Source organism: Microbacterium sp. MYb64, from assembly GCF_002979495.1.
Taxonomy (GTDB): domain Bacteria; phylum Actinomycetota; class Actinomycetes; order Actinomycetales; family Microbacteriaceae; genus Microbacterium; species Microbacterium azadirachtae_A.
Window position 1 is genome coordinate 123,958 of record NZ_PCOW01000007.1, and the last position, 22,078, is coordinate 146,035.

Here is a 22,078-nt window from a genome sequence, read left to right on the forward strand (position 1 = left end):
GTCAGAAGGCGGGCGTCGCCGCTTCCCTGGCTTCCATGCGCCGGGTGACGATCAGCACGACCAGCACCAGGAGGACCTGGATCATGCCGTACACCGAACCGGTGCCGATGTTGCCCTGGTAGTTCTCGTTGTTCACCGCGATCGACAGGGGGATCCACTCGGGGGTGTAGATCAGGATGCTCGCCACGAACTCGCCGACGCCGTCGACGAACGCCAGCAGCGCGCCGGCCATGATGCCGCGCGAGATGAGCGGCAGCACCACGCGGCGGAACGCGTACCACCAGCTCGCGCCGAGGCTGCGGGCCGCATCCTCCAGGTTCGGGTCGAGCTGTGAGAAGGACGCGACGGTGGATCGGAAGATCAGTGGGTTGAACCGCACGAAGTACGCGAGCGGGAGGATCGCGAACGTGCCGACCAGCACCTGCCCGAAGGCGAAGGGCGAGGGGCTCGAGAACGCGGTGATGAGGTTGATGGCGACCACCGTGCCCGGCAGTGCCCAGGGCAGCATGATCGCGATGTCGAGCGCGAGCTTGCCGCGGAACCGCATCCGGCTCATCACGTAGGCCGCGCCGGCGCCGAGGATCATGGCGCCGCCGACGGCGATCACGCTCATCAGCAGGGAGTTGGTCACAGGGCGCCAGAATTCGAAGCCGCTGAACAGCTGGCCCCACCACTCGAGCGTGTACTGCGTGGGCAGCGCGCTCATCCGCCAGCCGCCCTTCGCCGTGACCGAGAGCACCGCGATCATGAGGATCGGCAGCACCAGGAACAGCGTCACGGGGACGGCGACGACGAAGAGCAGCACCCGGAGCGGCGTGGAGGCCACGGTCGACCGCTTGCGCCCGCCGCCCTTGGACTGGGTGCGGTACACCTTGCGCTGCTCGTAGGAGCGGATGATCGCGAGGAACACGATCGAGATCACCGCGAGCGTGGTGGAGATGATCGACGCGAGTCTCATGTCGCCGTTGGTCTTGGCGATCACGATCTGCTGGGTCATCACGTCGGTGTACTGGAAGAGCAAGGGGGCGGTGTACGAGGACATCGCGGACATGAAGGTGATGAGCGAGCCCGCGACCAGCGCCGGCGTGAGCATGGGCAGCACGACCTTGGCCCAGATGCGCGCGGTGCGCGCCCCCATCGAGGCCGCCGCCTCTTCGAGCGACGCGTCCGAGTTCGCGAGCGCCGCCGAGACCGTGAGGAAGAAGTAGGGGTACATCGTCATGGCGTGCACGATGAGCACGCCGGCGACGCCCTGCAGCCAGAAGGCCTTCTGATCGACGCCGAAGAGCTCGTGCAGGGCGAACGGGATCCGTCCGCCGACGCCGAACAGGAGCTTGAACGACCACACGCCCATGAGCGGGGGCAGCGCGATCGGGAGCAGCGCCAGCACCTGGAACACGCGGCGGCCGGGGAACTCCCAGCGCGTGAGCAGGATCGCCACACCGGTGCCGAGCACTCCCGCGCACAGCACGGACAGCAGCGACAGCACGATCGATCCGCCGATCGCGGAGGTCTGCGTGGGGTTGGCGAAGAAGTCGCCCCAGGCCTTGAACGAGAACCCGAGGATCTCGGCCTTGTCCTGCGAGACGCTGCGTCGTGCGGTCGCGATCATCGGCCCGATGACGTAGCCGAGCAGGACGACGAGCAGGAGGGCGAGGGTGAGGGCCGTCGACCAGCGTCGGCGGATCCAGGACGGGCGCTTCGACGGCCCGACGACGCGCTGGGCGTTGGTGAGCGTGACCATCAGCTGTCCGCCGGCACGCAGTACGCGGCGTCCTCCGGCAGCACCACCCGCAGGGCGTCGCCGCGCGTGGGGCGCATGTGGGACCCGGTGAGGTCGACCTTGATCCGGCCCACCGCGGTGTCGAGCTCGCAGGAGAGCGAGTGCCCGATGAAGTCGACGTCCGCCACCGTGCCGGAGACGGCGTTGGCGTCGTCGGCGGCGCCGGCGAGGCGGACGTTCTCGGCGCGGACCGTCGCGATCACGTCCGATCCGACGGCGAAGTCGACGCCGGGGGCGGCCGAGCCGGTGCGCACCGCGAGAGTGCTGCCGTCGGACAGCGTGAGCTCGGCGCGGCCGCCGTCGTTCCGGCGCACGGTGGCGCGGAGCAGGTTGTTGCGTCCGAGGAATCCGGCGACGAACGCGGTGAGCGGCCGGCTGTAGACCTCGTCCGGGGTGCCCACCTGGTGCACGACGGCCGTGTTCATGACGGCGATGCGGGTGGACATCGCCAGCGCCTCCGCCTGATCGTGCGTGACATAGACCGAGGTGATCCCGGTCTCGGCGTGCAGGTCGCGCAGAGCGCTGCGCATCTCGAGCCGCAGCTTCGCGTCGAGGTTCGACATCGGCTCGTCGAGCAGCAGGAGCTGCGGACGGAAGACGAGCGCCCTGGCGAGCGCGACGCGCTGCTGCTGCCCGCCCGAGAGCTCGTCCACGCGTGCGTTCGCCTGGGCCGAGAGGCCCACCTGCTGCAGGACGTCGGAGATCCGACGGGCGGCCTCGGCCTTCTGCACCCCGCGCACGTCCAGTCCGAAGCCGACGTTGCGGCTCACGGACATGTGCGGGAAGAGGGCGTAGTTCTGGAACACCAGGCCCACGTCGCGCTTGTTCGCCGGAGCGTACGTCACATCACGATCGTCGAAGTGGATCGTGCCGCTGTCGGGTTCCTCGAACCCGGCGATCATGCGCAGCGTCGTCGACTTGCCGCAACCCGACGGGCCGAGGAGGGTGAAGAACTCCCCGTCGTCGATCGTCAGGTCGATGCCGTTCACGACGGTGCCGGAGCGGGCGAACGATTTGCGGAGCTGGTGCAGAGAGACCGAGACCATGCGTCAGATCAGCCCTTGTCCTTGATGTTGTCGGCCCAGTAGGTCATCCACTCGCTCTGGTGGTCGGCGAACACCTTCCAGTCGATCTTCATCTCGTTGATCTTGAAGTCCTTCATCCAGGTCGGCTGCTTGTCCTTCGGGATGTCCATCGCGGGGATCTGGTAGTAGTCGGTCGCGAGCTTCGCCTGCATCCCCGGCTCCATCAGGAAGTCCATGAACGACTTGGAGGCGGATGCCTGCTTCGCGTTCTTGATGATGCCGACGCCGTCGACGAGCACGGGAGCGCCCGACTTCGGCATGATGTAGCCCCAGGGGCGGTTGTTCTTGAGCGGCTGGATCAGCGCGTCCTGCATGTTCCAGACCGTGACCTGACCGGTGCCCTGGTCGAGCTGGGTGTACATGTCGTCGGGGTTGGCGGCGTACGAGACGGTGTTGGCGTCGATCTTCTTCAGGAGGTCGTAGCCGGCCTCTGGCTTGCCGTCCTTCGCGAACGCCGAGTAGACCATCGAGGCGTAGATCGTGCGCATCGTGCCGGAGGGCATGACGTCGCGGATGACGATCTTGTCCTTCCACTCGGGGCTGGCGAGATCCGCCCAGTCCTGCGGCGCGGTCTTCTCGGTGAGGAGGTCGGAGTTGTAGATGATGACCTCTGGCAGCAGCATCTCCGCCGTCCAGCGGTTCTCGGGGTCCTTGTACTTGTCCGGAACGCCCTTGTCGTTCTTCGGCGTGTACGCGTCGAGCAGCCCCTCGGAGGCGGCCTGCTCGAACTGCTGCTGGGTGCCGCCCCAGAGGAAGCCCGCCTGCGGGTTGCCCTTCTCGGCGCGGACCCGGTCGAGGTTGTCCTGTGCGCCGGCGATGACCGTCTGCACCTTGCCCTTGTACTCGGGGAACTTCTTCTCGAACTCGCCCACGACCCAGGCGACCTCGTCCTTGTCGCGCCCGGTGTAGATCGTGAGGCCTTCGCTGGGCGCATCCGTGGCGGACGCCTTGGTCTGGGTCGGCTTCGCAGCGCTGACGTCGCCGGCGCAGCCCGAGAGCAGCAGTGCTCCGGCGGAGGCGAGGCCCGCGGCGGCGAGCAGGGGTCGGGTGATCTTGTGTGCCTTCATTTGTCTTCCTCGTCGAAGTGGTGCGGCGGGTGCCGCGGATCGGGTGGGATTCGGGGGAATGGGAGATGCGATCAGAGGCCTCCCGTGAGCAGCTGCTGCCAGCAGCGGTTCACCGCCGAGTCGAGCACCGCGTTCGGATTCGCGCGGGCGGCTCTGACATCGGGGGCGAACGGGAGATTCCTGCGGACGGGCTCGAGCATCTCCGCGTGGTCCTCCGGACGGAAGGCCCGTGCGTGCCCGCCGAGCAGGATCACGTGCGGATCGAGGATGGCCGTGATGACCGCGATCGCGTGCGAGAACGAGGCGAGGATCTCCGTGCGGAGGGTCTGGGCCGCGGGGTCGCCGGCGTCCGCCAGTGCGAGCAGGCGGTCCACGGCCTGTCCGCCGACGTCGTGGCCGGCGGCCTCGAGCCGCGCCGCGATGGCGATCGTGGAGGTGGAGTCCTCGAAGTCGGTGCGATCGGTGGCGCTGAGCGGGAAGAGCCCGATCTCGCCCGCGGCGCCGTGGTCGCCCTCGATGAGACGGCCGCCCGCGATGATGCCCGCGCCGATGCCGCGCTCGCCGAGGTAGAGATAGACGGCGTTGCGGCCGGCGCGCAGGTCGAGGCTGCGGCGTTCGGACGCCATCATGAGGTTCACGTCGTTGTCGATCGTGACGACGGTCCCGAAGCGGTCGCGCAGCATGGCGCGCAGCGGCACCACCGACTCCCAGCCGAGATCGGGAGCCGCGCTCACGTCGCCGGTCTCCGCGTCGACCACGCCAGGCACCGCGACGCCGATGCCCAGGAGGTGCGGCGTGCGCTCGACCAGGCTCGCGACGAGTTCGATGATGGCGGCCGGGTCGACCCGGCCCGACGTCGCGGGGGCGACGGTCTCGGCGATCACGCCTCCGTGCAGGTTGATGCTGCGGGCCCGCAGCGAGTCCGAGGCGCAGGAGACGGACAGCAGCGCTCCGTAGTCGCGCACCACCTCGAGCTGCACGGGCGGGCGGCCGATGCTCTGGGCCTGGTTGCCGACCTCGCGCAACACGCCGTCATCCAGAAGGCTGCGCACGACGCGGGTGATGAGGGAGGAGCTGACGCCGAATTGCTCGACGAGGTCGGTGCGGCTCTTGCGCTGCTCGTGCAGGGCGCCCACGATGCGGGCGCGCTGGGTGCGGCGGTCGTCGAGCGCGAGGGTGGGGCGCGCCATCATCGCGCCGCCACGGGCAGCAGCTCGGTCTCGTAGTCCGTGGACGTGCGGTGCCCGCCCTTCACGCGGATGAACCACTCGCGGTCCTGGATCCGCATCCCGCGCCCGGAGGCGAGCACCCAGTACGGGCCCTTCACGGTGAGCTGCGTGCGGTGGCAGTTGAGGGCGGCCGCCTTCGCGTCGAGGTGCGCCGACACGTCGAACTCGACGTCGATCTCGTCGTCGTCGTGCACGCCGTCGGGGTACTCGGCCGGATCCGGGTCGACCCACAGCCCGAGTTCGTCCGCGTGCGCGGCGAGGGCGGTCAGCTCGTCGACGATCAGGCGACGGGGCACGGCCGTCCAGTAGACGGCAGGAACGTCCCACACCGGGCCGTCGAGCGCGGCATCGGGGTCCGCGGCGAGCTCGACGCCGCGCATCGCGACGCGGTGCGTCTGGATGTGATCGGGGTGCCCGTAGCCGCCGTTCGGGTCGTAGGTGATGACGACCTGAGGGCGGACCTCGCGGATGATCGCCGCCATGAGCAGACCCGCCTCGTCGAGGTCGGCCTGCCAGAAGGCGTCGGCGCGGTCGTTGGCGGCGATCCCCATCCGCCCGGAATCGCGGAAGCGGCCTGACCCGCCGAGGTAGCGGTGGTCCGTCACGCCGAGTGCGGACATCGCCGCGGCGAGCTCGTGCGCACGCTCCGGGCCGAGCGCGTCGTCCTGGTCGACGTGCAGGTGCGACAGCTCGGGGACGGCGATCCGGCCCTGCTCTCCCTGCGTCGACGTCACCACGGTCACGCCGTGCCCTTCGGCGACCAGCCGCGCGATCGTTCCCCCCGTCGCGCAGCTCTCATCGTCGGGATGAGCGTGCGCGAGCAGGACGTGGGATCCGTTCGCCATGGGTGATCTCCTCTGATCTTCGAGCCCGGCGCCGTCGGCGAGGCGAATTAGATTCTGACAGCAAGAATCAAAGTGGAGCCAGACCGGAAAATAAGTCGGATCCCGCGGGTGGCCCGTTTTGATAATGATTCTCATTTAACGTAGGGTCGGAGACATGACCAAGCCCCTCGCCGCCCTCGCCCTCGCCGCCGCCTCGCTCCTCGCGCTCGCGGGATGCTCCGCAACGACGGCGGCGGGATCGCCCACCGGGGGCTCCGCGGACCGGATCCCGGTGACGGCTTCGACGAACGTCTGGGGCGATGTGGCGAAGCAGATCGGCGGCGACCACGTCGAGGTCACGTCGGTCATCGACTCGCTCGCGAAGGATCCGCACGAGTACGAGGTGACCGCCGCCGACCAGCTCACGGTGAGCAAGGCGAAGCTCGTCCTGGAGAACGGCGGAGGGTACGACGCGTTCATGGGGGACCTCGTCGCGAAGGCCGCCGATTCGGTTCCGGTCGTCTCCGCCGTCACGTTCGCCCCGAGCTGGCCGAAGGGCGAGGACGGCGCCAAGACGGTCGAGGGCTTCAACGAGCACGTCTGGTACTCGACCGCGGTCGTGGACGACGTGGCCAAGAGGATCGCCGACGAACTGGGCTCGATCGCTCCCGCGCACAAGGCCGACTTCGAGAAGAACCTCGGCTCCTTCGAGGAGGGCCTGAAGGGCCTGGATGCGAAGCTCGCCACGATCAAGGGCGCGCACGACGGCTCCAAGATCTTCGTGACGGAGCCCGTGCCGCTCTACCTCACCGAGGCGGCAGGGCTGGTGAACGTCACGCCCGACGCGTTCAGCCACGCGGTCGAGGAGGGCCAGGACGTGCCGCCGGCGACCCTGCTCGAGGCCACGAAGCTCATCGACTCCGGCGACGTGAAGGTGCTCTTCGCCAACGCGCAGACCGGCGGCGCCGAGACCACGCGCGTGATCGATGCGGCCAAGGGCAAGAGCATCCCCGTGCAGGAGGTCACCGAACTCGTCCCGGACGGCAAGACCTACCTGACCTGGATGCAGGACAACATCGAGACTCTGACCCGTAATCTCGACAAGTGACCTTTTCCTCCGACGCCACGCGGGCCGGGACGGCGTCCGACGGGACGTCCGCTCCGGCGCCCGTGCTGCAGATCCGCGGCGCCGCGATCCACCGCGGCGACCGGGAGCTCTGGAGCGGACTCGACCTCGACGTCGCCCCCGGCGAGCTCGTCGCCGTGCTCGGGCCGAGCGGCACAGGGAAGACCACGCTGCTGCGGGCGATCCTGGGGCTCCAGCCGCTGTCCGCGGGGACCGTGGTCGCGCTCGGAGAACCTGTGCGTCGCCGCGGCAGCCGCCGCATCGGGTACCTGCCGCAGGCCAGGCCCCTGCCCGCCGAGACCTCGATGCGGGGGCGGGATCTCGTCGCGCTCGGCGTGGACGGGCACCGCTTCGGCCTTCCGTTCCCGCGCCGCGGCGACAGGGCCCACGTCGATGCGCTCATCGACGCGGTCGGCGCCCGCGCCTTCGCAGACCGTCCGGTCGGCGTGCTCTCCGGCGGCGAGCAGCAGCGGCTGCGCGTCGGACAGGCGCTCGCGGACGATCCGCGCCTGCTGCTCTGCGACGAGCCCCTCACGAGTCTCGACCTCGCGAATCAGCAGGCGGTGACCGGGCTCATCGACGCGCATCGCCGCACGGGGGCCGGCGTCCTGCTCGTGACCCACGACGTCAACCCTGTGCTCGACATCGTCGACAGGATCCTCTACATCGCGAACGGGCGGTTCACGCTCGGCACCCCGCGCGAGGTGCTGACCACACGGGTGCTGAGCGCGCTCTACGGCGCGCCCGTGTTCGTGCAGGAGGTCGGCGGCCGGCTCGTGGTCGTCGGCGCCCCCGACGCGGAGATCGCCGCGCACCACCACGAGCACGACGACCACGAGGAGGGCGCATGAACATCGACGACATCGGCCAGGCGATGTTCGGCGGCCTCTCGCAGTACGGCGAGATCCTCGGGCTCGTCTCGAACTCGGTGTGGGCCGGCGCGATCCTCGGCCTCGTCGGCGGGCTCATCGGGGTCTTCGTGATGCAGCGCGACATGGCCTTCGCGGTGCACGGGATCAGCGAGCTCTCGTTCGCGGGTGCCGCCGCAGCGCTGCTGTTCGGGGTCGACGTGATCGCCGGATCGATCGTGGGATCGCTCCTCGCCGCGGCGATCATCGGATGGCTGGGCGCCCGCGCCCGCGACCGCAACTCGATCATCGGCGTGCTGATGCCTTTCGGGCTGGGCCTCGGGATCCTCTGCCTCTCGCTCTACAGCGGCCGCGCGGCCGGACGGTTCAGCCTGCTCACCGGGCAGATCGTCTCGGTGCAGTCGACCCAGCTCGGCTGGCTGGCCGCGATCTGCGCCGTCGTGCTCGTCGGGCTGCTCCTCATCTGGCGGCCGCTGCGCTTCGAGTCGCTCGATCCGCAGTCCGCGGCCGCGCGCGGCGTGCCCACGGTCGGCGTCTCGTTCGCGTTCATGCTGCTGCTCGGGCTCGTCGTCGCCGTCGCCGTGCACATCATCGGCGCCCTGCTCGTGATGGCGCTCGTGGTGACGCCCGCGGCCGCCGCGATGCGGATCCGTTCCGGCCCCATCGCGGTGCCGCTGCTCGCGGCGCTCTTCGGCCTGGTCTCGGCCGTCGGCGGAATTCTGCTCGCCGTCATGGGCACGCTCCCGGTGAGCCCGTACATCACGACGATCTCGTTCGCGATCTACCTCGTCTGCCGCATCGTGGGCGCCCGCCAGGAGCGGGTCGTCCGGCTCTCCCCCCGCGTCTCGGAGGGGGCCGTCGCGTGACCTGCGTGCCCTCCGCGCCGCGGCGCTGAGTCAGGCGCGGGTGTCGCCGTACATCGCGGCCACGTCCTGCGAGCTCAGCCAGCGCGAGTAGGTCGGATCCTGCGGCCAGCCGTCCGGCACGTCCTGCCACTGCTCCTGCCGTCCGTACGGGAGCACGTCGGAGATCGCGAACGCGACGCTGAACCGCTCGGCGCCCCTGCCGTTCGTGTGCCAGGTGCGGTAGACGTCATCGCCGTCGCGCAGGAAGACGTTGAAGCCGAAGCCCTCGCCGGGGCCCGAGTCCATGTCGGCGCCGAAGGCCGACTCCGCGGACGAGTACCAGGTCATCCGATTGCCGACGCGCTTCTTGTACGCGAGGACCTCGTCGATGGGTCCGTTCGTGATGAGGACGAAGCGGGCGTCCTGCGCCTCGACGTGGCCCGTGCGGGTCCACTGCGAGGTGAGGCCGGTGCAGCCGGGGCACTGCCAGCCGGCGCCGTCGGTCCACATGTGGTGGTACGTGACGAGCTGGCTCTTGCCCTCGAAGACGTCGGCCAGGCTCACTCGGCTGCCGTCCTCGGCGATCAGGGTGTACTCCGGGAGCTTCACGGCGGGCAGACGGCGTCGCGCGGCGGCGATCGCATCCTGTTCCCTGGTCGCCGCCTTCTCGCGCACGCGCAGCTTCGCGAGCTCCTCGCGCCAGGTCTGCTCGTCGACGACAGGGGGCAGAGCGGTCATGACATCCTCCGATGGTCGGTTCCGGTCGATATCGTGGCGCCGATGTTCACGACGTCCACATCTGCTATGTTCACACCGTACACATCGGGCGGAGTCGCGACAAGGGGGATCCGATGGCCTATCACCACGGGGATCTCGCGTCGGCGCTCGTCCAGGCCGCGGTCGAGCTCGCGAGGGAGGGCGGCCTCGCCGCGGTGACGATCCGCGAGGCGACCCGCCGGGCCGGGGTCTCGCCGAACGCCGCCTACCGGCACTTCCCGAACCGCGCCGCACTGCTCGACGCGACCGCCGCGGCGATCCAGCAGGGGCTGGCCGCCGCGATGACCGACGCCCCTGACCGCTCGCCGGCCGAGCGGCTGCACCGGATCGGCGCCGCCTACGTCGACTTCGCCCTGGATGAGCCGGGCTGGTTCGCGGTGGTCTTCTTCGGAATCCGCCCGCCCGATCCCGCGACGGTGCGGGAGGCCCCTGCGTTCGTCGCGCTGACCGCCGCGCTCGATGATCTCGTGGTCGCCGGCGACCTCGCCGCGGACGGCCGGGATGACGCCGCCTGGGCGTGCTGGGCCACCGTGCACGGCTTCGCGGAGCTCTGCGTGCGCGGACCGCTCGCGGGTGTGGAACGGGGGGAGCAGCGCCGTCGGGGAGATGTCGCGATCCGTGCCGTGATCGCCGGGATCGGATCCGGCCACGCCTGAGGCGCAGGTGCGCGCCCGGCCCGCCGACGCGGTGCCGACGGCGCATTCGATCCACGACGCGATCGTTCCGCGCCCTGCCTCGTCTCCGCCCTGTCGGCAGGGCGGAACCGCGGGTTAGGATCGTCAGGACTCGCGCGGATCGCGGCCCCCGCACCCAGGGATGCCGGACGACGCGATTCCCCCTCCGCATCCATCCCTCCCGGCGCATCCCCCCTGCCTGGGAGCAGGAGGGGCGAACAGAAAGGCGCCGCACGTGGCCGAGGCAACCGAGGATCGAGCAACCGAGGACAAGGCGCAGCAGGGCGATTTCTTCGATCAGTTGCTGGACAACCCGACGACGCAGCAGTCCTTCACGATCGGCTTCCGCGGCTATGACAAGACCGAGGTCGATGCGCATCTGACCGCCCTCAAGGAGGAGCTGCGCCGCGCCACCGAGTCCGGTGCGAAGACCGACGCGCACCTGCGCAGCGAGCTCGACAAGGCGGCCGAGAAGCACCGCCAGGAGCTGGCGAAGGCCGCGGCCGCGCACGACAAGCGCGCGACGAAGCTCGAGTCCGACCTCGCGACGGCGAACGCGAAGGTCACCGAGTCGGCGCAGCAGATCCAGTCGCTGAGCACGGCGCTCGCGGGATCTCAGGAGGACATCGACGAGGCCACGTCCCGTTCGCAGTTCGAGACCGTGCTGCGCGTGGCGGAGGAGCAGGCGAGCGTCCTGATCCAGAACGCCGCGGTGCAGGCCGAGCGGCTGCTCGAGGCCGCGCGTGACGAGGCGGCCGCGAAGCGCGCCGAGCTGGACGCGGATGTGGCCAGGATCACGGCGCAGGCCGAGCGCGACGCGGATCAGGTGCGGCTGAAGATGGAGACCGAGTTCACCGCGCACACCGCGCAGGTCGAGCGCGAGGCCGCGCATGCGGCCGAGAAGGTGAACCACGCCGAGCAGGAGGCGCACTCGATCCGCACCGAGGCGGAGAAGGGTGCGGCGGCGCTGCGTGCGATGGTCACCAGGGAGACGACGGATCTGCGTGTCTCGGCCGAGCGCGAGGTGCGCGAGATGAACGCGCGCGTGCTCGAGATGGAGGAGTCCCTCACGCGTCGTCAGGACGATGCGCAGCAGGAGTTCCTGGTGCTGCACAACCAGGCCGTCGCGCACGCGGAGCGGATCACCGCCGATGCGAACGAGCAGGTCTCCTCGTCGCTCGCGCACGCGGAGCGGATCTCGGCGAAGGCCGAGGACTACGAGCGCCTGATGCGCTCCCAGGCGAGCGCGATCGAGGCCGAGGCGCAGGTCCGCGCCAGGGAGACCCTTGACCGCGCCCGCACGAAGTCGCAGAAGATCGTCGACATGGTGACCGCGCACACCGGGAACGTGGTCCGTGATGCGGACGATCGTGCCCGTCAGCTGCGCTGGCAGCAGCAGCAGCTCACGAGCTTCATGGCCGAGGTGCGCGAGCTGATCCGCCCCGACGGCGCTCTCGGCAGCGAGGCATCCGGATCCGCTCCGGCCGCCGACGATGCCCCCTCCGCCGAGACCGAGCCTTCCGGAGACGCTGAGGTCACCTCCGCCGAGTGACCCTGCCCCCGGGCGTGGTCGGCCGGCGCGGGGTCCGACCGGGCGTGGCGTCCAGCGTCCGGAACGACTGCTCCCAGCCGTGGACCAGGGGGCGGCTCTAGACTCGGGGCATGGCCCAGCGGAACACGTGGCAGCGCGAACGCGTGCGCGAGGAGCTCTCCGACGTGCGCGGATTCGTGAGCGCGCAGTCCCTGCACCAGGCTCTGCGCGAGGCCAACACCGGCATCGGCCTGGCCACCGTCTACCGCGCCCTGGCCGGGCTCGCGGCCTCCGGCGAGGCCGACTCGCTGCAGAGCCCCGAGGGGGAGGCGCTGTACCGCGCGTGCAGCAGCGAAGGTCACCACCATCACCTGATCTGCCGTTCCTGCGGGATGACCGTCGAGATCGAGGCCACCGACGTCGAGCAGTGGGCGCAGCGCACCGCGGCCCTGCACGGCTTCCGCGATGCAGAGCACGTGGTCGACATCTTCGGACTGTGCGCGAGCTGCGCCAACGCCGCCGCCCAGGAGTGATCGTCGCGTGACCCTGACGACCCCTGGCCGCCGCGCGACCGCCGCGCGAGAAGGAGCGGAGACGCCGCACGCCCTGCGCGCCCCGAAGCCGCGGCTGTCCGGCCGCACGGCGCTCATCGGCGCGGTGATCGGCGCGGCCGTGGTCGCCGTCCTCGTCGCGATCGACGTCTTCGCGCCGCACCTGTTCTCCGCGAGGCTGCCCAACCGGCTGCAGGACGGGCTCACCCTCTCCCTGAGCGTGCTGTTCGAGGCGCTGCCGTTCGTGATCCTCGGCGTCCTGCTCTCGATCGTGGTTCAGGTGTGGCTGCCGGCGGGCGTGATCGAGCGGATCCTGCCGACGCGCGGCTGGGCGCGGCGGGCCGTGCTGTCGCTGCTGGGCATGCTCATCCCCGTGTGCGAGTGCGGCAACGTGCCGTTCGCGCGCGGGCTCATGATGCGGGGCCTGGGCCCTGCGGAGGCGCTGACCTTCCTCATGGCGGCGCCCATCGTCAACCCGATCGTGATCCTCACGACGCATGCGGCCTTCGGCTTCGACGGCGGAATCCTCGTGGCCCGTCTCGTCGGCGGCTACCTCGTGGCCAACCTGATCGGCTGGGTGTACAGCCGGCACCCGGATCCCGACGCGCTCCTCACCGCGCGGTTCCGCGACACCTGCGAGGTCGTCGTCCACGAGCAGGGATCCGGGATCCGCCGGAGCCTGGCCCAGTTCCTCATCGAGCTGCGCGCCGTGATGCCCGCGCTGATCGTCGGATCCGCGCTCGCGGGCGCCGTGCAGGTGCTCGTCCCGCGTGACGTGCTGCTCGCGATCGGCTCGAACCCGCTGCTCTCGGTGGTCGCGATGATCGCGCTGGCCATCTCGGTGGCGATCTGCTCGAACGTCGACTCGTTCTTCGCTCTCTCCTTCGCCTCGACGTTCTCGCCGGGCGCGATCGTCGCCTTCCTCCTGGTCGGCCCGCTGGTCGACATCAAGATGATGGCGCTGCTGCGCACGACCTTCACCGCGCGCACCCTCGCCGGGATCGTCGGCATCGTGATCCTGTTCGGCTTCGCCCTGGGGATCGGGGTGAACGTCTTTGCCTGAGTCCACGACCGCGCACCGGCCCTCCCGCGCGCAGGCGCTCGGCGCCCGCTGGCTCGGCGCCGGCCTGGCCGCCGCGCTCGCCGTCACGACGCTGGTGCTCGCCTTCGCCGGGCAGCTCACGCTCTACATCAGCCCGGAGACGGTGTGGTTCGCGGTCGCGGCGGCGATCGTGACGCTCATCGGCGCCGTGTGGTCGTGCATGCTGCCTCTCGGTGCGGAGCAGGACCACGGGCACGATCACGGGGACGCGGGACACGACGACCACGACCACGCGCCCGCCGCGTCCGGCCGCCGTGTGCTGGGCGCCGTGGTGGGCGCGACCGGCGGAGTGATCGCGACGGGCGTCGTCGCGGGGGCGCTGCTGCTGCCGCCCGCCTCCCTCTCGGTCGACATGGCGATGCAGCGCGCGCCCGTGGGCAACGTGCTGTTCGCCGGTGCGGACAACGTCGCGCTCGGGGCGAACACCGACACCAGCACGTTCGGCGTGGGCGGCTGGGCCAGCGTGTTCGCCACGGGCAGCCGGCCGGAGAAGTACGACGGCTCCACGGTGACGCTCACGGGCTTCCTCACCCCCAGCGGATCCGCCAAGGATCAGGCGCATCTGACCCGCATGGTCATCACGCACTGCGTGCTCGACGCGCAGCCGGCGTCGGTGCCGGTGCAGATCGGCGGGTGGCAGGGCCAGTACGCTGTGGGCGACTGGGTTCAGGTGAAGGGGACGGTCCGCGCGACGGCGGACGGCAAGCTCTCGATCGTGCCGGCCAGTGTGTCGAAGATCTCGGAGCCGAAGGACCCCTATGAGCACTGACGACGCGGATCGCCCCCTCACCCGCGCCGAGCTGCGCGCCCGCCGCGCGGCCGAAGAGGCCGCGGCTGCCGCGCCCGCCGTGCCGGAGGTTCCTCCCGCGGACGAGCCCGTCACGCGCTCCGCCGCGCCCGCGGACGTCTTCGACCGGGCGCCGGGGCCTCGTCGCACGCCGAACGGCGGATCCGATCCGTCGACCGCATCCGAGAGCGTCCCCGAGGCCGACGTCGACCTGAGCCCCGTGCCGGCCGCGGAAGCGGTCACGAGCCCGGAACGACCACCCGCCGAGGCCGCGGACGCCGAGATCTTCGATGCCGCCCCGGTCGCGGACGCCACGGATGGTTCCTCGGATCCGCGGCTCGAGACGCCGGAGTGGCAGCCGCACCCCACGCCCGCGCCGGCCACGCGCCGCCGCCGGTTCCCGCTGATCCTCGGCGCCGTGATCGGGGTGCTCGTCGTCGTGGTCGCCGGGTTCGGCGTGATCACGCTCCTGCAGGGGCCGCGCATCAGCGGCGTCAAGATCGACGCGCAGTCCGCGATCGACGCCTCCGGCACGCGCATGATCATCACGGCCAGCCAGCCGCTCGCGAAGGTGGATCCGAAGCAGGTCTCGGTGAGCCCCCAGGCGCCGTTCACGGTCGACACGTCGGGGCGCAACCTCGGGATCCGCTTCACCGTCCCGCTCGACGACGATACGAACTACACGGTGACCGTGAAGGACGCGACGGGTACGGACAAGCAGCGTCAGAGCACGCTGCAGGCGAGCTTCCAGACGCCGAAGTCCACGATCTTCCTGCTGCAGCGCAACGCCAAGGGCGACGACACCATCTTCCTCACGGACCTCGGCGGCAAGAACGCCGTCCCGGTCGTGCAGCACGAGAAGATCGACGACTTCCGCGCGACCGCGGACCATCTCGTGGTGGCGACCGAGAAGGACGGGATCTCCGAGCTGCTCGTGATGGACCGGAAGGGCAAGAATCAGCGCGGGCTCAAGCTCCCCGGCCCTGGGTTCCTCTCGAACCTGCAGGTGTCGGAGCGCGGCAATCTCGTCGGCTACACCTTCACGGACAAGGGCATCAGCGCCACCAGCGGCCGGGCGAGCATCCTGGTGACGCAGTCGCTCACCGGCGACGGGGATCCGCAGATCGTCAAGATCGGCGACAAGATGCCGAGCATCTCGCAGTGGGCGTTCGTGCCCGACTCGTCGTCCGTCCTGTTCATCGACTTCAGCGGCGCCCTGTTCGTCCAAGACCGTGCCGATGCGAAGACGGCCCCGACCGCGCTCGGCTCCGCGCAGACCGTCGAGGGCATCTCCCGGGGCACCTACACGGCGATCGTCAGCCGCGGCAACGACCTCGTCGAACTGAACCTCGCCGACGGATCGGAGAAGCCGCTGGCCGCGTCGACCCCCGACTTCGGCGTGCCGGGGACCATCGCCCCGTTCCCCGGAGGAACGCTGCGCCAGGTCGCCACCCGCGATGCGAGCGGCCTGCCGACCGGGCAGATCGTCACGCGCGTGGACGACGGCGGCAAGGCCACGAAGCTGTTCAGCGTCACCGGATCCGACGCGATCATGCAGGCCTGCCCCTCGCCGAGCGGGCAGTACAGCGCGATCGTGGTGGCGCCGAAGCTCGTGAACAACCCGTACGACCAGTCGCTGCTGCCGCTGCCGACCACGATGCAGACGCACATCGTCGATACGAAGACCGGCAAGGAGCTCGTGGTGCTGGCCGGCTTCGACCCGTCGTGGTGCGCGCAGGCGCCGCACCGCTGATGACGGGCACCAGGCTCCCCTCCGTCGGCGACGGGCTGCGTCCCGCTCGCCGGGAGGACCTGCTGGCCCTGCCGCTCGAGGTGGCGCCGCGCCTGCTCGGCGCCCGGCTGCGCACGATCGTGGACGGCGCTGCGGTGCAGTTGCGGATCACCGAGGTCGAGGCCTATCACGGCAAGGGCGCGGGTCCCGTCCCCGACCCCGGCTCGCATGCCCGGATGGGCCGCACCGCGCGCAACGCCACGATGTGGGGAGAACCGGGGCACCTGTACGTGTACCTCAGTCACGGCATCCACTCCTGCGTGAACGTGGTGTGCGGGCCCGACGGGGTGGCCGGCGGTGTGCTGCTCCGGGCCGGCGCGGTGGAGCTCGGTGTCGACCTGGCGGCGGAGCGGCGGGGGATCCGTCCTGCTGCGCAGCCCGCCGCTCGTCCCGTCGTCAGTCGATTCGGCAGTGAGCGGCCGGGAGCGAGCACGAGCGACCGCGTATCGACTGAGTTCGGAACGCTGTCCGGCCGTGAGCTGCGCGACCTCGCCCGCGGTCCCGGCCGATTCGGCCAGGCCTCGGGGCTGCGGCACCCCCGCCACGACGGCATCGACGCGCTCACGGGCGCCGAGTGGGAGGGAGCCCGCGCCGAGCTGTGGCTCGCGGATCCGCTCGCCGAGGTCGCATCCGGTCCGCGGGTGGGGGTCGCGGGGCATGCGGGCACCGACGCCTTCCCGTGGCGGTTCTGGATCCCCGGGGATCCGACGGTGTCCCCGTTCCGCTGGGGGCGGGGTGCCGCAGAGGCCGCCGCTGCGGCCGACACGCCCGGCGTCGGATCCGTGCTAAAGTAGCTCTTTGTCTGCGCACACTCCTGTGCGCAGTTCGTATGCCTCCCTTCCTGCGGCCGACCGATCGGCGAGGGGAGAGGTGTGCAGACAAGGGATCTTGGGTGAGGCCGTCCGGCCTCACGGTAGAGAAGGAGTCATCATGGCAGCAGTGTGCCAGGTGACCGGTGCTGTTCCCGGCTTCGGTCACAACATTTCGCACTCGCACCGCCGGACGAAGCGCCGCTTCGACCCGAACGTGCAGAAGAAGACGTATTTTGTTCCGTCGCTCGGTCGCAAGATCACGCTGAACGTGTCCGCCAAGGGCATCAAGGTGATCGACGCCCGGGGCATCGAGAAGGTTGTCGCTGACCTCCAGGCGAAGGGTGTGAAGCTCTAATGGCCAAGAAGGCACAGGACATCCGTCCGATCATCAAGCTGCGTTCGACGGCAGGTACCGGTTACACCTACGTGACCAAGAAGAACCGTCGCAACACCCCCGACCGCCTCGTGCTGAAGAAGTACGACCCGGTGGTTCGCAAGCACGTCGAATTCCGAGAGGAGCGTTGATCCATGGCTAAGAAGAGCAAGATCGCGCGCAACGAGCAGCGCAAGGTCGTCGTCGAGCGTTACGCCGAGCGTCGCGCCGAGCTGAAGAAGACCCTGGTCGACCCGAACGCGACCGACGAGGCCCGCGAGGCCGCCCGCGTCGGCTTGCAGAAGCTTCCGCGCAACGCGTCGCCGGCGCGCGTCCGTTCGCGCGACGCCATCGACGGCCGCCCCCGCGGTGTCCTCACGAAGTTCGGCATCTCGCGTGTCCGCTTCCGTGACATGGCGCACCGCGGCGAGCTGCCCGGCGTGACCAAGTCGAGCTGGTAAGTCTTTCCAGACCCTGAGCCTGTCGAAGGGTTCAGGGAATCAGGGGCGGGGATCTTCGGATCCTCGCCCCTTCTGCTTGCCCGGATTCGGGGACCTTCCCGCCCGGATCCGAGGAGTCCGATCGGCGGACAGTGGATCCGACGTGTGACTGGAGTGACGGATGAGACGCGACACGCCGCCGTAAAACGTCAAAACCCGCGAAATGACGCGGAAAACCAGGGTTTGGTTGATACATTCAAGGCGGTCGTTCGACCAACGGGGGGCATCCGCCCATCCGGAACTCTGATACGAAGCGACGGGATCCCGTCGCTGGAGGATGAAATGGCTGACAAGTCCATCACCAAGACCGAGCTCGTCGCGAGCATCGCCAGCGCCACCGGCCAGAGCCAGGCTGCCGTCTCCGGCGTTCTCGACGCCCTGTTCGCCACGGTCTCGGACGCTGTTGCCAAGGGCAGCAAGGTCTCGATCCCGGGCTGGATCTCCTTCGAGCAGGTCGCGACCGCTGCCCGCACGGGCCGCAACCCGCAGACCGGCGCCGAGATCAAGATCCCGGCCGGCAAGCGCGTCAAGGTGACCGCTGGTTCCAAGCTCAAGGCCGCCGTCAAGTAATTCGGCTTCGCCTCGCAGGGCCGTCCCTCCTCGGAGGGGCGGCCTTTCGCGTGCCCTGCCTCCGGTTCCGGGCGCACCTCTCCGGTTCGGGGCGCACTTCTCCGTTTTGGGGCGCACGGCGGCCGCGGAATCGGGCGTGCTGCGCCCCAAAACGTGGGAACGCGCCCCGAACCTGCGGTGCCCAGCCCGGGTCCAGCGGCTCCGGCCATCCAGCGGGGGCCGCTCCCGGCAGACCCCGAGCGGGACCGGAATAGGGTGGAGGGGTGAATCGCCCCGCCACCGGGGTCCGCCCCGAGACCGGGTCGGATGCCGCCCGCTCTGCCCTGCCCACCGGATCCCCGACCCTGCGCATCGCGGGTCCCGTGATCCTCGTCGGAGCCGGGATCCTCGCGGTCGTCGCCGGGCTCGCGTTCGGCGGGGGCGCGGCCCCGAACCTGCTGCTCGACCCCGGTCCCGTCGTGCGCTGGGGCCTCCCCGTCGTGAAGACGATCAGCAATCTGGGCGCGGCGGCGATGCTCGGATCCCTCGTGCTCGCGCTCTTCTCGCTGCGCAGCGGGGCCCGCTCGTTCGAGATCGCGCTGGACACCGCGTCGATCGGCGCCGCCGTCTACACGGTCGCGAGCGCCGTGGCGGGCCTGTTCACGTTCCTGCAGACCCTCGGCGTGAAGCTGAGCGCGGGGCCCGAGTTCGGCGCACAGCTGGGCCGGTTCCTGCTCGAACTCCCGCTCGGTCAGGCGTGGCTGATGACCGTGCTCGCGGGAGCCGTCATCACGATCGCCGCCTTCGCCTTCCGCGGCTGGACCGCCACGCTGCTCACCGCGATCCTCGCCGCCGCCTCGTTCGTCCCGCTCGCCACGCAGGGCCACGCGGGCGAGCTCAGCGGTCATGACGCCGCTGTGAACTCGCTGTTGCTGCACACGATCGGTGCGGCCGTGTGGATCGGCGGCCTCGTGCTGCTGATCGTGCTGCGCGGATCCCGCAGCGAGCTCGCCGACACCGGACGGGCGACCGCGAGCACGGCCGGAGCGACGGCGGCGAAGACCACGAAGGGTGCGGCGAAACCCGCGAAGCCCGCGAAGAAGACCAAGGGCACGGCCCGCTTCGCCGACGTCGTGCGCCGCTACTCCTCCCTCGCCCTCGCCGCCTACATCGTGGTCGCCGTCTCCGGTGTCGCCCGCTCGATCGTCGCGGTGGGCGACTGGCCCGGCATGCTCACGCCGTACGGCGGCCTCATCATCGCGAAGGCGGTCGTGCTGATCCTGCTCGGCGCGCTCGGCGCCCGCTATCGCACCCGCTTGATCCCGAAGCTCGAGGCGGGGGGATCCGGCCCGTTCTGGACGCTGGTGCTGCTGGAGCTCGCGCTCATGGGCATCGCCTCGGGCCTCGCCGCCGCGCTCTCGCGCACGGCTCCGCCCACCGGGCTCGAGGTGGCGACCGTGCGCACGCCAGCGGAGATCCTCACCGGATCCCCGCTGCCGCCCGAGCTCACGCCGATCCGCTGGATCACGGCGTGGAACATCGATCTCATCTGGGCGACCGCCGCGGCGTTCGGCATCGCGCTGTACGCGATCGGCGTGCTGCGGCTCCGCAAGCGCGGCGACTCGTGGCCGATCCACCGCACGGTGTTCTGGATCCTCGGCCTGCTGGGGCTGGTGTGGGTCACCGGCGGCGCGATCAACGCGTACCAGGAGACCCTGTTCAGCGTGCACATGCTCGGGCACATGATGCTGTCGATGGCGATCCCGCTGCTGCTCGTCGCGGGTGCGCCTGTCACTCTCGCACTGCGTGCGATCGACAAGCGCGACGACGGCACCCGCGGAGGCCGGGAGTGGATCCTGTGGGCCGTGCACTCGCCGTTCTCGCGCGTGGTCACCAACCCGTTCGTGGCGGCGGCGATCTTCGTCCTGTCGCTGTGGGCGTTCTACTTCACCGACCTCGTGCGCTGGGCGATGACCGACCACATCGGGCACGAGTGGATGACGATGCACTTCCTCATCTCGGGGTACCTGTTCGTGCTGACCCTGGTCGGGGTGGATCCCGTTCCGCGCCGGCTCCCGTACGCGGGCCGGCTCATCACGCTCATCGCGGTGATGGCCACGCACGCGTTCTTCGGCATGGCGATCATGATGCAGTCGGGTCTGATGGTCGCCGAGTGGTTCGGCGCGATGGGGCGCACGTGGGGTGCGACGCCGCTGCAGGATCAGTACGTCGGCGGTGGCGTGGCCTGGTCGGTGGGGGAGATCCCGACCCTGATCCTGGCCATCACGGTCGCGATCCAGTGGAGCCGCAGCGACGCGAAGGTGCAGAAGCGTCAGGACCGGGCCGCCGATCGCTCGGGCGACGCCGAACTCGCGGACTACAACGCGCGGCTCGCCGAGCTCGCGGAGAAGGACCGTCGCGCCGCCACTCGCGGGCGCTGAACGGGCGGATCAGCCCTCGGAGCCGGCGGTCGCAGGCCGCGGGTACGGCGCTGAGCGGGCGGATCAGCCCTCGGAGCCGGGCGGATCAGCCCTCGGAGCCGGGCGGGGGTGCCGACTGCTCGGGCGACGTGATGCTGATCGAGGCGGATCCGTCGGGCAGGAACCGGATCGTGCCGTCCACGTCGAAAGGCACGTCCTGGTCGACGTGCGACACGGATCCGTCGTACAGCGACTTCACCTCGAGCTGCACGTGCGCGGTGGCCGGGGTGGGTGCGATCTTCCAGCCCTCGGCGTCCGGCTGCAGGGTGATGTCGGGGTTCGTGACCATGCTCCACGTCGGACCGTCGATGACCCTGTTCGGCACCGCGTAGCCGAAGGGGCAGCCCGTGGGCTGCAGCACCTGCTGCGTCGTGCACTTGCTGAGGAACTCGTTGACGCGCTGCTGCACGATCTTGACGAAGGCCTCGGTGGGCGTGGCCTGCACATCCAGCGGCACGTCGGCGAGCGGCTTGTCGGCGAGCACACCCATGCCCTTCGCGGTCGCCGTCGACGTCTTCACCGACACCGAGTAGAGCCCGGGGGAGAACACGAGCATCGGCACCGGGTCGAGCGCCGACGAGTCCGCGCCCTGCGCCGCGACCTGGCGGCGATCGAGATCGAAGCCGTTCACCGAGAACCGGTCGGATCCGCGCACCGTGAGGGAGATGACGGCGAGCGGGCTCTGCGCGAACTCCCACGCGGGGGCGACGCCGATCCAGCCGTCCTGGGCGACGCGGAACGTGGAGGTTCCGAGGTGGCCCCCGGCCTTGTACTGGACGGTGACCGAGGTGACGTCGCCGTCGGGGTGCTCATCGGTCACGGCGATGTCGGTGAGCGTGCCGAGCGCGTCACGGCGCAGCAGCGCGTCGGAGGCGGAGCGGAAGGAGTCGCTGTCGAGGTCGCCGTGCGAGAGCGCGACGCCGGGCAGCTGCAGCGCGTCGGCCGCTCGTCCTTCGCTGAGCAGCGTCAGATAGCGGGTGACGAACGCGGACGGGCTGTAGAACTCGCGGTACGCGGTGAGTCCGCCGGCCGCGAGCGCGCCGACCAGCACGACGCCCACGATCGAGAGCAGGGCGAGGTCGGACCAGAGCGGGGCACGGCGTCGCGCAGCCCGCGCCCGGCGCGACCGCGCGCCTGGCGCCTGCACCCCCGCCGACTGCACCATGGCGCAAGTCTACGAAGAGCAGCCTGCAGGAACCCCGAGTGGCCCGCGCGCCCTCCCAGTCCGCCCTCTACCGCGAGACTCCAACTGGGCGACGAGACTGCAGCCCACGCGCGCAGTCTCGTCGCCCAGTTGGAGTCTCGCGGTCAGAGAGGGGGGT

General features: G+C 70.3%; 22 protein-coding genes. 15 read left to right on the forward strand and 7 right to left on the reverse strand.

Going from position 1 to position 22,078, the window contains the following annotated elements:
• Nucleotide 1: 1 nt before the first annotated feature.
• The 5 genes from CQ044_RS08845 to mshB all read right to left on the reverse strand — a co-directional run bounded on the left by CQ044_RS08845 (nucleotide 2) and on the right by mshB (nucleotide 6,009).
• The gene (locus CQ044_RS08845; RefSeq protein ID WP_045271459.1) at nucleotides 2–1,744 is read right to left on the reverse strand and encodes an iron ABC transporter permease; all 1,743 of its coding nucleotides are present in this window, start codon (nucleotides 1,742–1,744) and stop codon (nucleotides 2–4) included.
• Entirely contained in the window at nucleotides 1,744–2,829 is a 1,086-nt protein-coding gene (locus tag CQ044_RS08850) for an ABC transporter ATP-binding protein (protein WP_105688129.1), read from the reverse strand. The genes CQ044_RS08845 and CQ044_RS08850 overlap by 1 nt, the downstream gene beginning before the upstream one ends.
• An 8-nt stretch (nucleotides 2,830–2,837) precedes the next feature.
• Entirely contained in the window at nucleotides 2,838–3,935 is a 1,098-nt protein-coding gene (locus CQ044_RS08855) for an extracellular solute-binding protein (RefSeq protein WP_052680119.1), read from the reverse strand.
• Between the two features lie 71 nt (nucleotides 3,936–4,006).
• On the reverse strand, nucleotides 4,007–5,125 hold the full coding sequence (locus CQ044_RS08860) for an ROK family transcriptional regulator (RefSeq protein ID WP_181158243.1): 1,119 nt from the start codon (nucleotides 5,123–5,125) through the stop codon (nucleotides 4,007–4,009).
• Entirely contained in the window at nucleotides 5,125–6,009 is an 885-nt protein-coding gene (gene mshB, locus CQ044_RS08865; protein ID WP_181158244.1) for an N-acetyl-1-D-myo-inositol-2-amino-2-deoxy-alpha-D-glucopyranoside deacetylase, read from the reverse strand. Before mshB ends, CQ044_RS08860 begins: the two co-directional genes overlap by 1 nt.
• Nucleotides 6,010–6,163: 154 nt before the next feature.
• On the opposite strand from mshB, the gene CQ044_RS08870 reads away from it, so the two are divergent.
• The 3 genes from CQ044_RS08870 to CQ044_RS08880 all read left to right on the forward strand — a co-directional run bounded on the left by CQ044_RS08870 (nucleotide 6,164) and on the right by CQ044_RS08880 (nucleotide 8,849).
• Complete coding sequence (locus tag CQ044_RS08870; RefSeq protein WP_105688132.1) at nucleotides 6,164–7,096, forward strand: metal ABC transporter solute-binding protein, Zn/Mn family; 933 nt, start codon at nucleotides 6,164–6,166, stop codon at nucleotides 7,094–7,096.
• A 62-nt stretch (nucleotides 7,097–7,158) separates the two neighbouring features.
• Nucleotides 7,159–7,965, forward strand: coding sequence for a metal ABC transporter ATP-binding protein (locus tag CQ044_RS08875; protein WP_258133225.1), 807 nt, complete (start codon nucleotides 7,159–7,161; stop codon nucleotides 7,963–7,965).
• Nucleotides 7,962–8,849: a metal ABC transporter permease gene (locus CQ044_RS08880; RefSeq protein WP_045271465.1), complete on the forward strand. Its 888-nt coding sequence runs from the start codon at nucleotides 7,962–7,964 to the stop codon at nucleotides 8,847–8,849. Before CQ044_RS08875 ends, CQ044_RS08880 begins: the two co-directional genes overlap by 4 nt.
• Before the next feature lie 30 nt (nucleotides 8,850–8,879).
• Here CQ044_RS08880 and CQ044_RS08885 read toward each other — a convergent pair whose 3' ends face one another.
• The gene (locus CQ044_RS08885) at nucleotides 8,880–9,566 is read right to left on the reverse strand and encodes a DUF899 family protein (RefSeq protein WP_105688134.1); all 687 of its coding nucleotides are present in this window, start codon (nucleotides 9,564–9,566) and stop codon (nucleotides 8,880–8,882) included.
• 113 nt (nucleotides 9,567–9,679) lie between these two features.
• Here CQ044_RS08885 and CQ044_RS08890 point away from each other — a divergent pair, with 113 nt between their 5' ends.
• The 12 genes from CQ044_RS08890 (at nucleotide 9,680) to CQ044_RS08945 (ending at nucleotide 20,717) form a co-directional block, all read left to right on the forward strand.
• Nucleotides 9,680–10,261 (forward strand): TetR/AcrR family transcriptional regulator, encoded by a 582-nt coding sequence (locus CQ044_RS08890; protein WP_105688135.1) that lies wholly within the window; start codon nucleotides 9,680–9,682, stop codon nucleotides 10,259–10,261.
• A gap of 253 nt (nucleotides 10,262–10,514) precedes the next feature.
• Entirely contained in the window at nucleotides 10,515–11,831 is a 1,317-nt protein-coding gene (locus CQ044_RS08895; RefSeq protein WP_181158245.1) for a cell division initiation protein, read from the forward strand.
• A gap of 110 nt (nucleotides 11,832–11,941) precedes the next feature.
• On the forward strand, nucleotides 11,942–12,343 hold the full coding sequence (locus CQ044_RS08900) for a Fur family transcriptional regulator (RefSeq protein ID WP_045271468.1): 402 nt from the start codon (nucleotides 11,942–11,944) through the stop codon (nucleotides 12,341–12,343).
• 94 nt (nucleotides 12,344–12,437) lie between these two features.
• Nucleotides 12,438–13,424, forward strand: coding sequence for a permease (locus CQ044_RS08905; RefSeq protein ID WP_105688169.1), 987 nt, complete (start codon nucleotides 12,438–12,440; stop codon nucleotides 13,422–13,424).
• Entirely contained in the window at nucleotides 13,417–14,232 is an 816-nt protein-coding gene (locus CQ044_RS08910; RefSeq protein WP_105688136.1) for a TIGR03943 family putative permease subunit, read from the forward strand. Before CQ044_RS08905 ends, CQ044_RS08910 begins: the two co-directional genes overlap by 8 nt.
• Nucleotides 14,222–16,003, forward strand: a complete 1,782-nt coding sequence (locus tag CQ044_RS08915) for a hypothetical protein (protein ID WP_105688137.1) — start codon at nucleotides 14,222–14,224, stop codon at nucleotides 16,001–16,003. Before CQ044_RS08910 ends, CQ044_RS08915 begins: the two co-directional genes overlap by 11 nt.
• Complete coding sequence (locus tag CQ044_RS08920) at nucleotides 16,003–16,836, forward strand: DNA-3-methyladenine glycosylase (protein ID WP_105688170.1); 834 nt, start codon at nucleotides 16,003–16,005, stop codon at nucleotides 16,834–16,836. The genes CQ044_RS08915 and CQ044_RS08920 overlap by 1 nt, the downstream gene beginning before the upstream one ends.
• Before the next feature lie 136 nt (nucleotides 16,837–16,972).
• Nucleotides 16,973–17,209, forward strand: coding sequence for a 50S ribosomal protein L28 (gene rpmB, locus CQ044_RS08925; RefSeq protein WP_045271470.1), 237 nt, complete (start codon nucleotides 16,973–16,975; stop codon nucleotides 17,207–17,209).
• Nucleotides 17,209–17,379 carry a 50S ribosomal protein L33 gene (gene rpmG, locus CQ044_RS08930; RefSeq protein WP_045250846.1) on the forward strand — a complete coding sequence of 57 codons (171 nt, stop codon included), beginning with the start codon at nucleotides 17,209–17,211 and terminating at the stop codon, nucleotides 17,377–17,379. The genes rpmB and rpmG overlap by 1 nt, the downstream gene beginning before the upstream one ends.
• A 3-nt stretch (nucleotides 17,380–17,382) precedes the next feature.
• Nucleotides 17,383–17,688, forward strand: coding sequence for a 30S ribosomal protein S14 (gene rpsN / locus CQ044_RS08935; RefSeq protein ID WP_045250847.1), 306 nt, complete (start codon nucleotides 17,383–17,385; stop codon nucleotides 17,686–17,688).
• A 321-nt stretch (nucleotides 17,689–18,009) separates the two neighbouring features.
• Nucleotides 18,010–18,297: an HU family DNA-binding protein gene (locus CQ044_RS08940; protein ID WP_045250850.1), complete on the forward strand. Its 288-nt coding sequence runs from the start codon at nucleotides 18,010–18,012 to the stop codon at nucleotides 18,295–18,297.
• Nucleotides 18,298–18,560: 263 nt separating this feature from the next.
• Nucleotides 18,561–20,717 (forward strand): cytochrome c oxidase assembly protein, encoded by a 2,157-nt coding sequence (locus CQ044_RS08945; protein WP_374954852.1) that lies wholly within the window; start codon nucleotides 18,561–18,563, stop codon nucleotides 20,715–20,717.
• 85 nt (nucleotides 20,718–20,802) lie between these two features.
• On the opposite strand, the gene CQ044_RS08950 is transcribed toward CQ044_RS08945, so the two are convergent.
• Nucleotides 20,803–21,921, reverse strand: a complete 1,119-nt coding sequence (locus tag CQ044_RS08950) for a hypothetical protein (RefSeq protein WP_105688138.1) — start codon at nucleotides 21,919–21,921, stop codon at nucleotides 20,803–20,805.
• Nucleotides 21,922–22,078 lie beyond the last annotated feature (157 nt).

Coding starts and splice junctions, on each gene's coding strand:
- CQ044_RS08860 (WP_181158243.1), bottom strand. CDS start 5,125: ATGGCGCGCCCCACCCTCGCGCTCGACGACCGCCGCACCCAGCGCGCC.
- rpmG (WP_045250846.1), top strand. CDS start 17,209: ATGGCCAAGAAGGCACAGGACATCCGTCCGATCATCAAGCTGCGTTCG.
- rpmB (WP_045271470.1), top strand. CDS start 16,973: ATGGCAGCAGTGTGCCAGGTGACCGGTGCTGTTCCCGGCTTCGGTCAC.
- CQ044_RS08870 (WP_105688132.1), top strand. CDS start 6,164: ATGACCAAGCCCCTCGCCGCCCTCGCCCTCGCCGCCGCCTCGCTCCTC.
- CQ044_RS08900 (WP_045271468.1), top strand. CDS start 11,942: ATGGCCCAGCGGAACACGTGGCAGCGCGAACGCGTGCGCGAGGAGCTC.
- rpsN (WP_045250847.1), top strand. CDS start 17,383: ATGGCTAAGAAGAGCAAGATCGCGCGCAACGAGCAGCGCAAGGTCGTC.
- CQ044_RS08920 (WP_105688170.1), top strand. CDS start 16,003: ATGACGGGCACCAGGCTCCCCTCCGTCGGCGACGGGCTGCGTCCCGCT.
- CQ044_RS08940 (WP_045250850.1), top strand. CDS start 18,010: ATGGCTGACAAGTCCATCACCAAGACCGAGCTCGTCGCGAGCATCGCC.
- CQ044_RS08850 (WP_105688129.1), bottom strand. CDS start 2,829: ATGGTCTCGGTCTCTCTGCACCAGCTCCGCAAATCGTTCGCCCGCTCC.
- CQ044_RS08880 (WP_045271465.1), top strand. CDS start 7,962: ATGAACATCGACGACATCGGCCAGGCGATGTTCGGCGGCCTCTCGCAG.
- CQ044_RS08845 (WP_045271459.1), bottom strand. CDS start 1,744: ATGGTCACGCTCACCAACGCCCAGCGCGTCGTCGGGCCGTCGAAGCGC.
- mshB (WP_181158244.1), bottom strand. CDS start 6,009: ATGGCGAACGGATCCCACGTCCTGCTCGCGCACGCTCATCCCGACGAT.
- CQ044_RS08855 (WP_052680119.1), bottom strand. CDS start 3,935: ATGAAGGCACACAAGATCACCCGACCCCTGCTCGCCGCCGCGGGCCTC.
- CQ044_RS08885 (WP_105688134.1), bottom strand. CDS start 9,566: ATGACCGCTCTGCCCCCTGTCGTCGACGAGCAGACCTGGCGCGAGGAG.
- CQ044_RS08915 (WP_105688137.1), top strand. CDS start 14,222: ATGAGCACTGACGACGCGGATCGCCCCCTCACCCGCGCCGAGCTGCGC.
- CQ044_RS08950 (WP_105688138.1), bottom strand. CDS start 21,921: ATGGTGCAGTCGGCGGGGGTGCAGGCGCCAGGCGCGCGGTCGCGCCGG.
- CQ044_RS08890 (WP_105688135.1), top strand. CDS start 9,680: ATGGCCTATCACCACGGGGATCTCGCGTCGGCGCTCGTCCAGGCCGCG.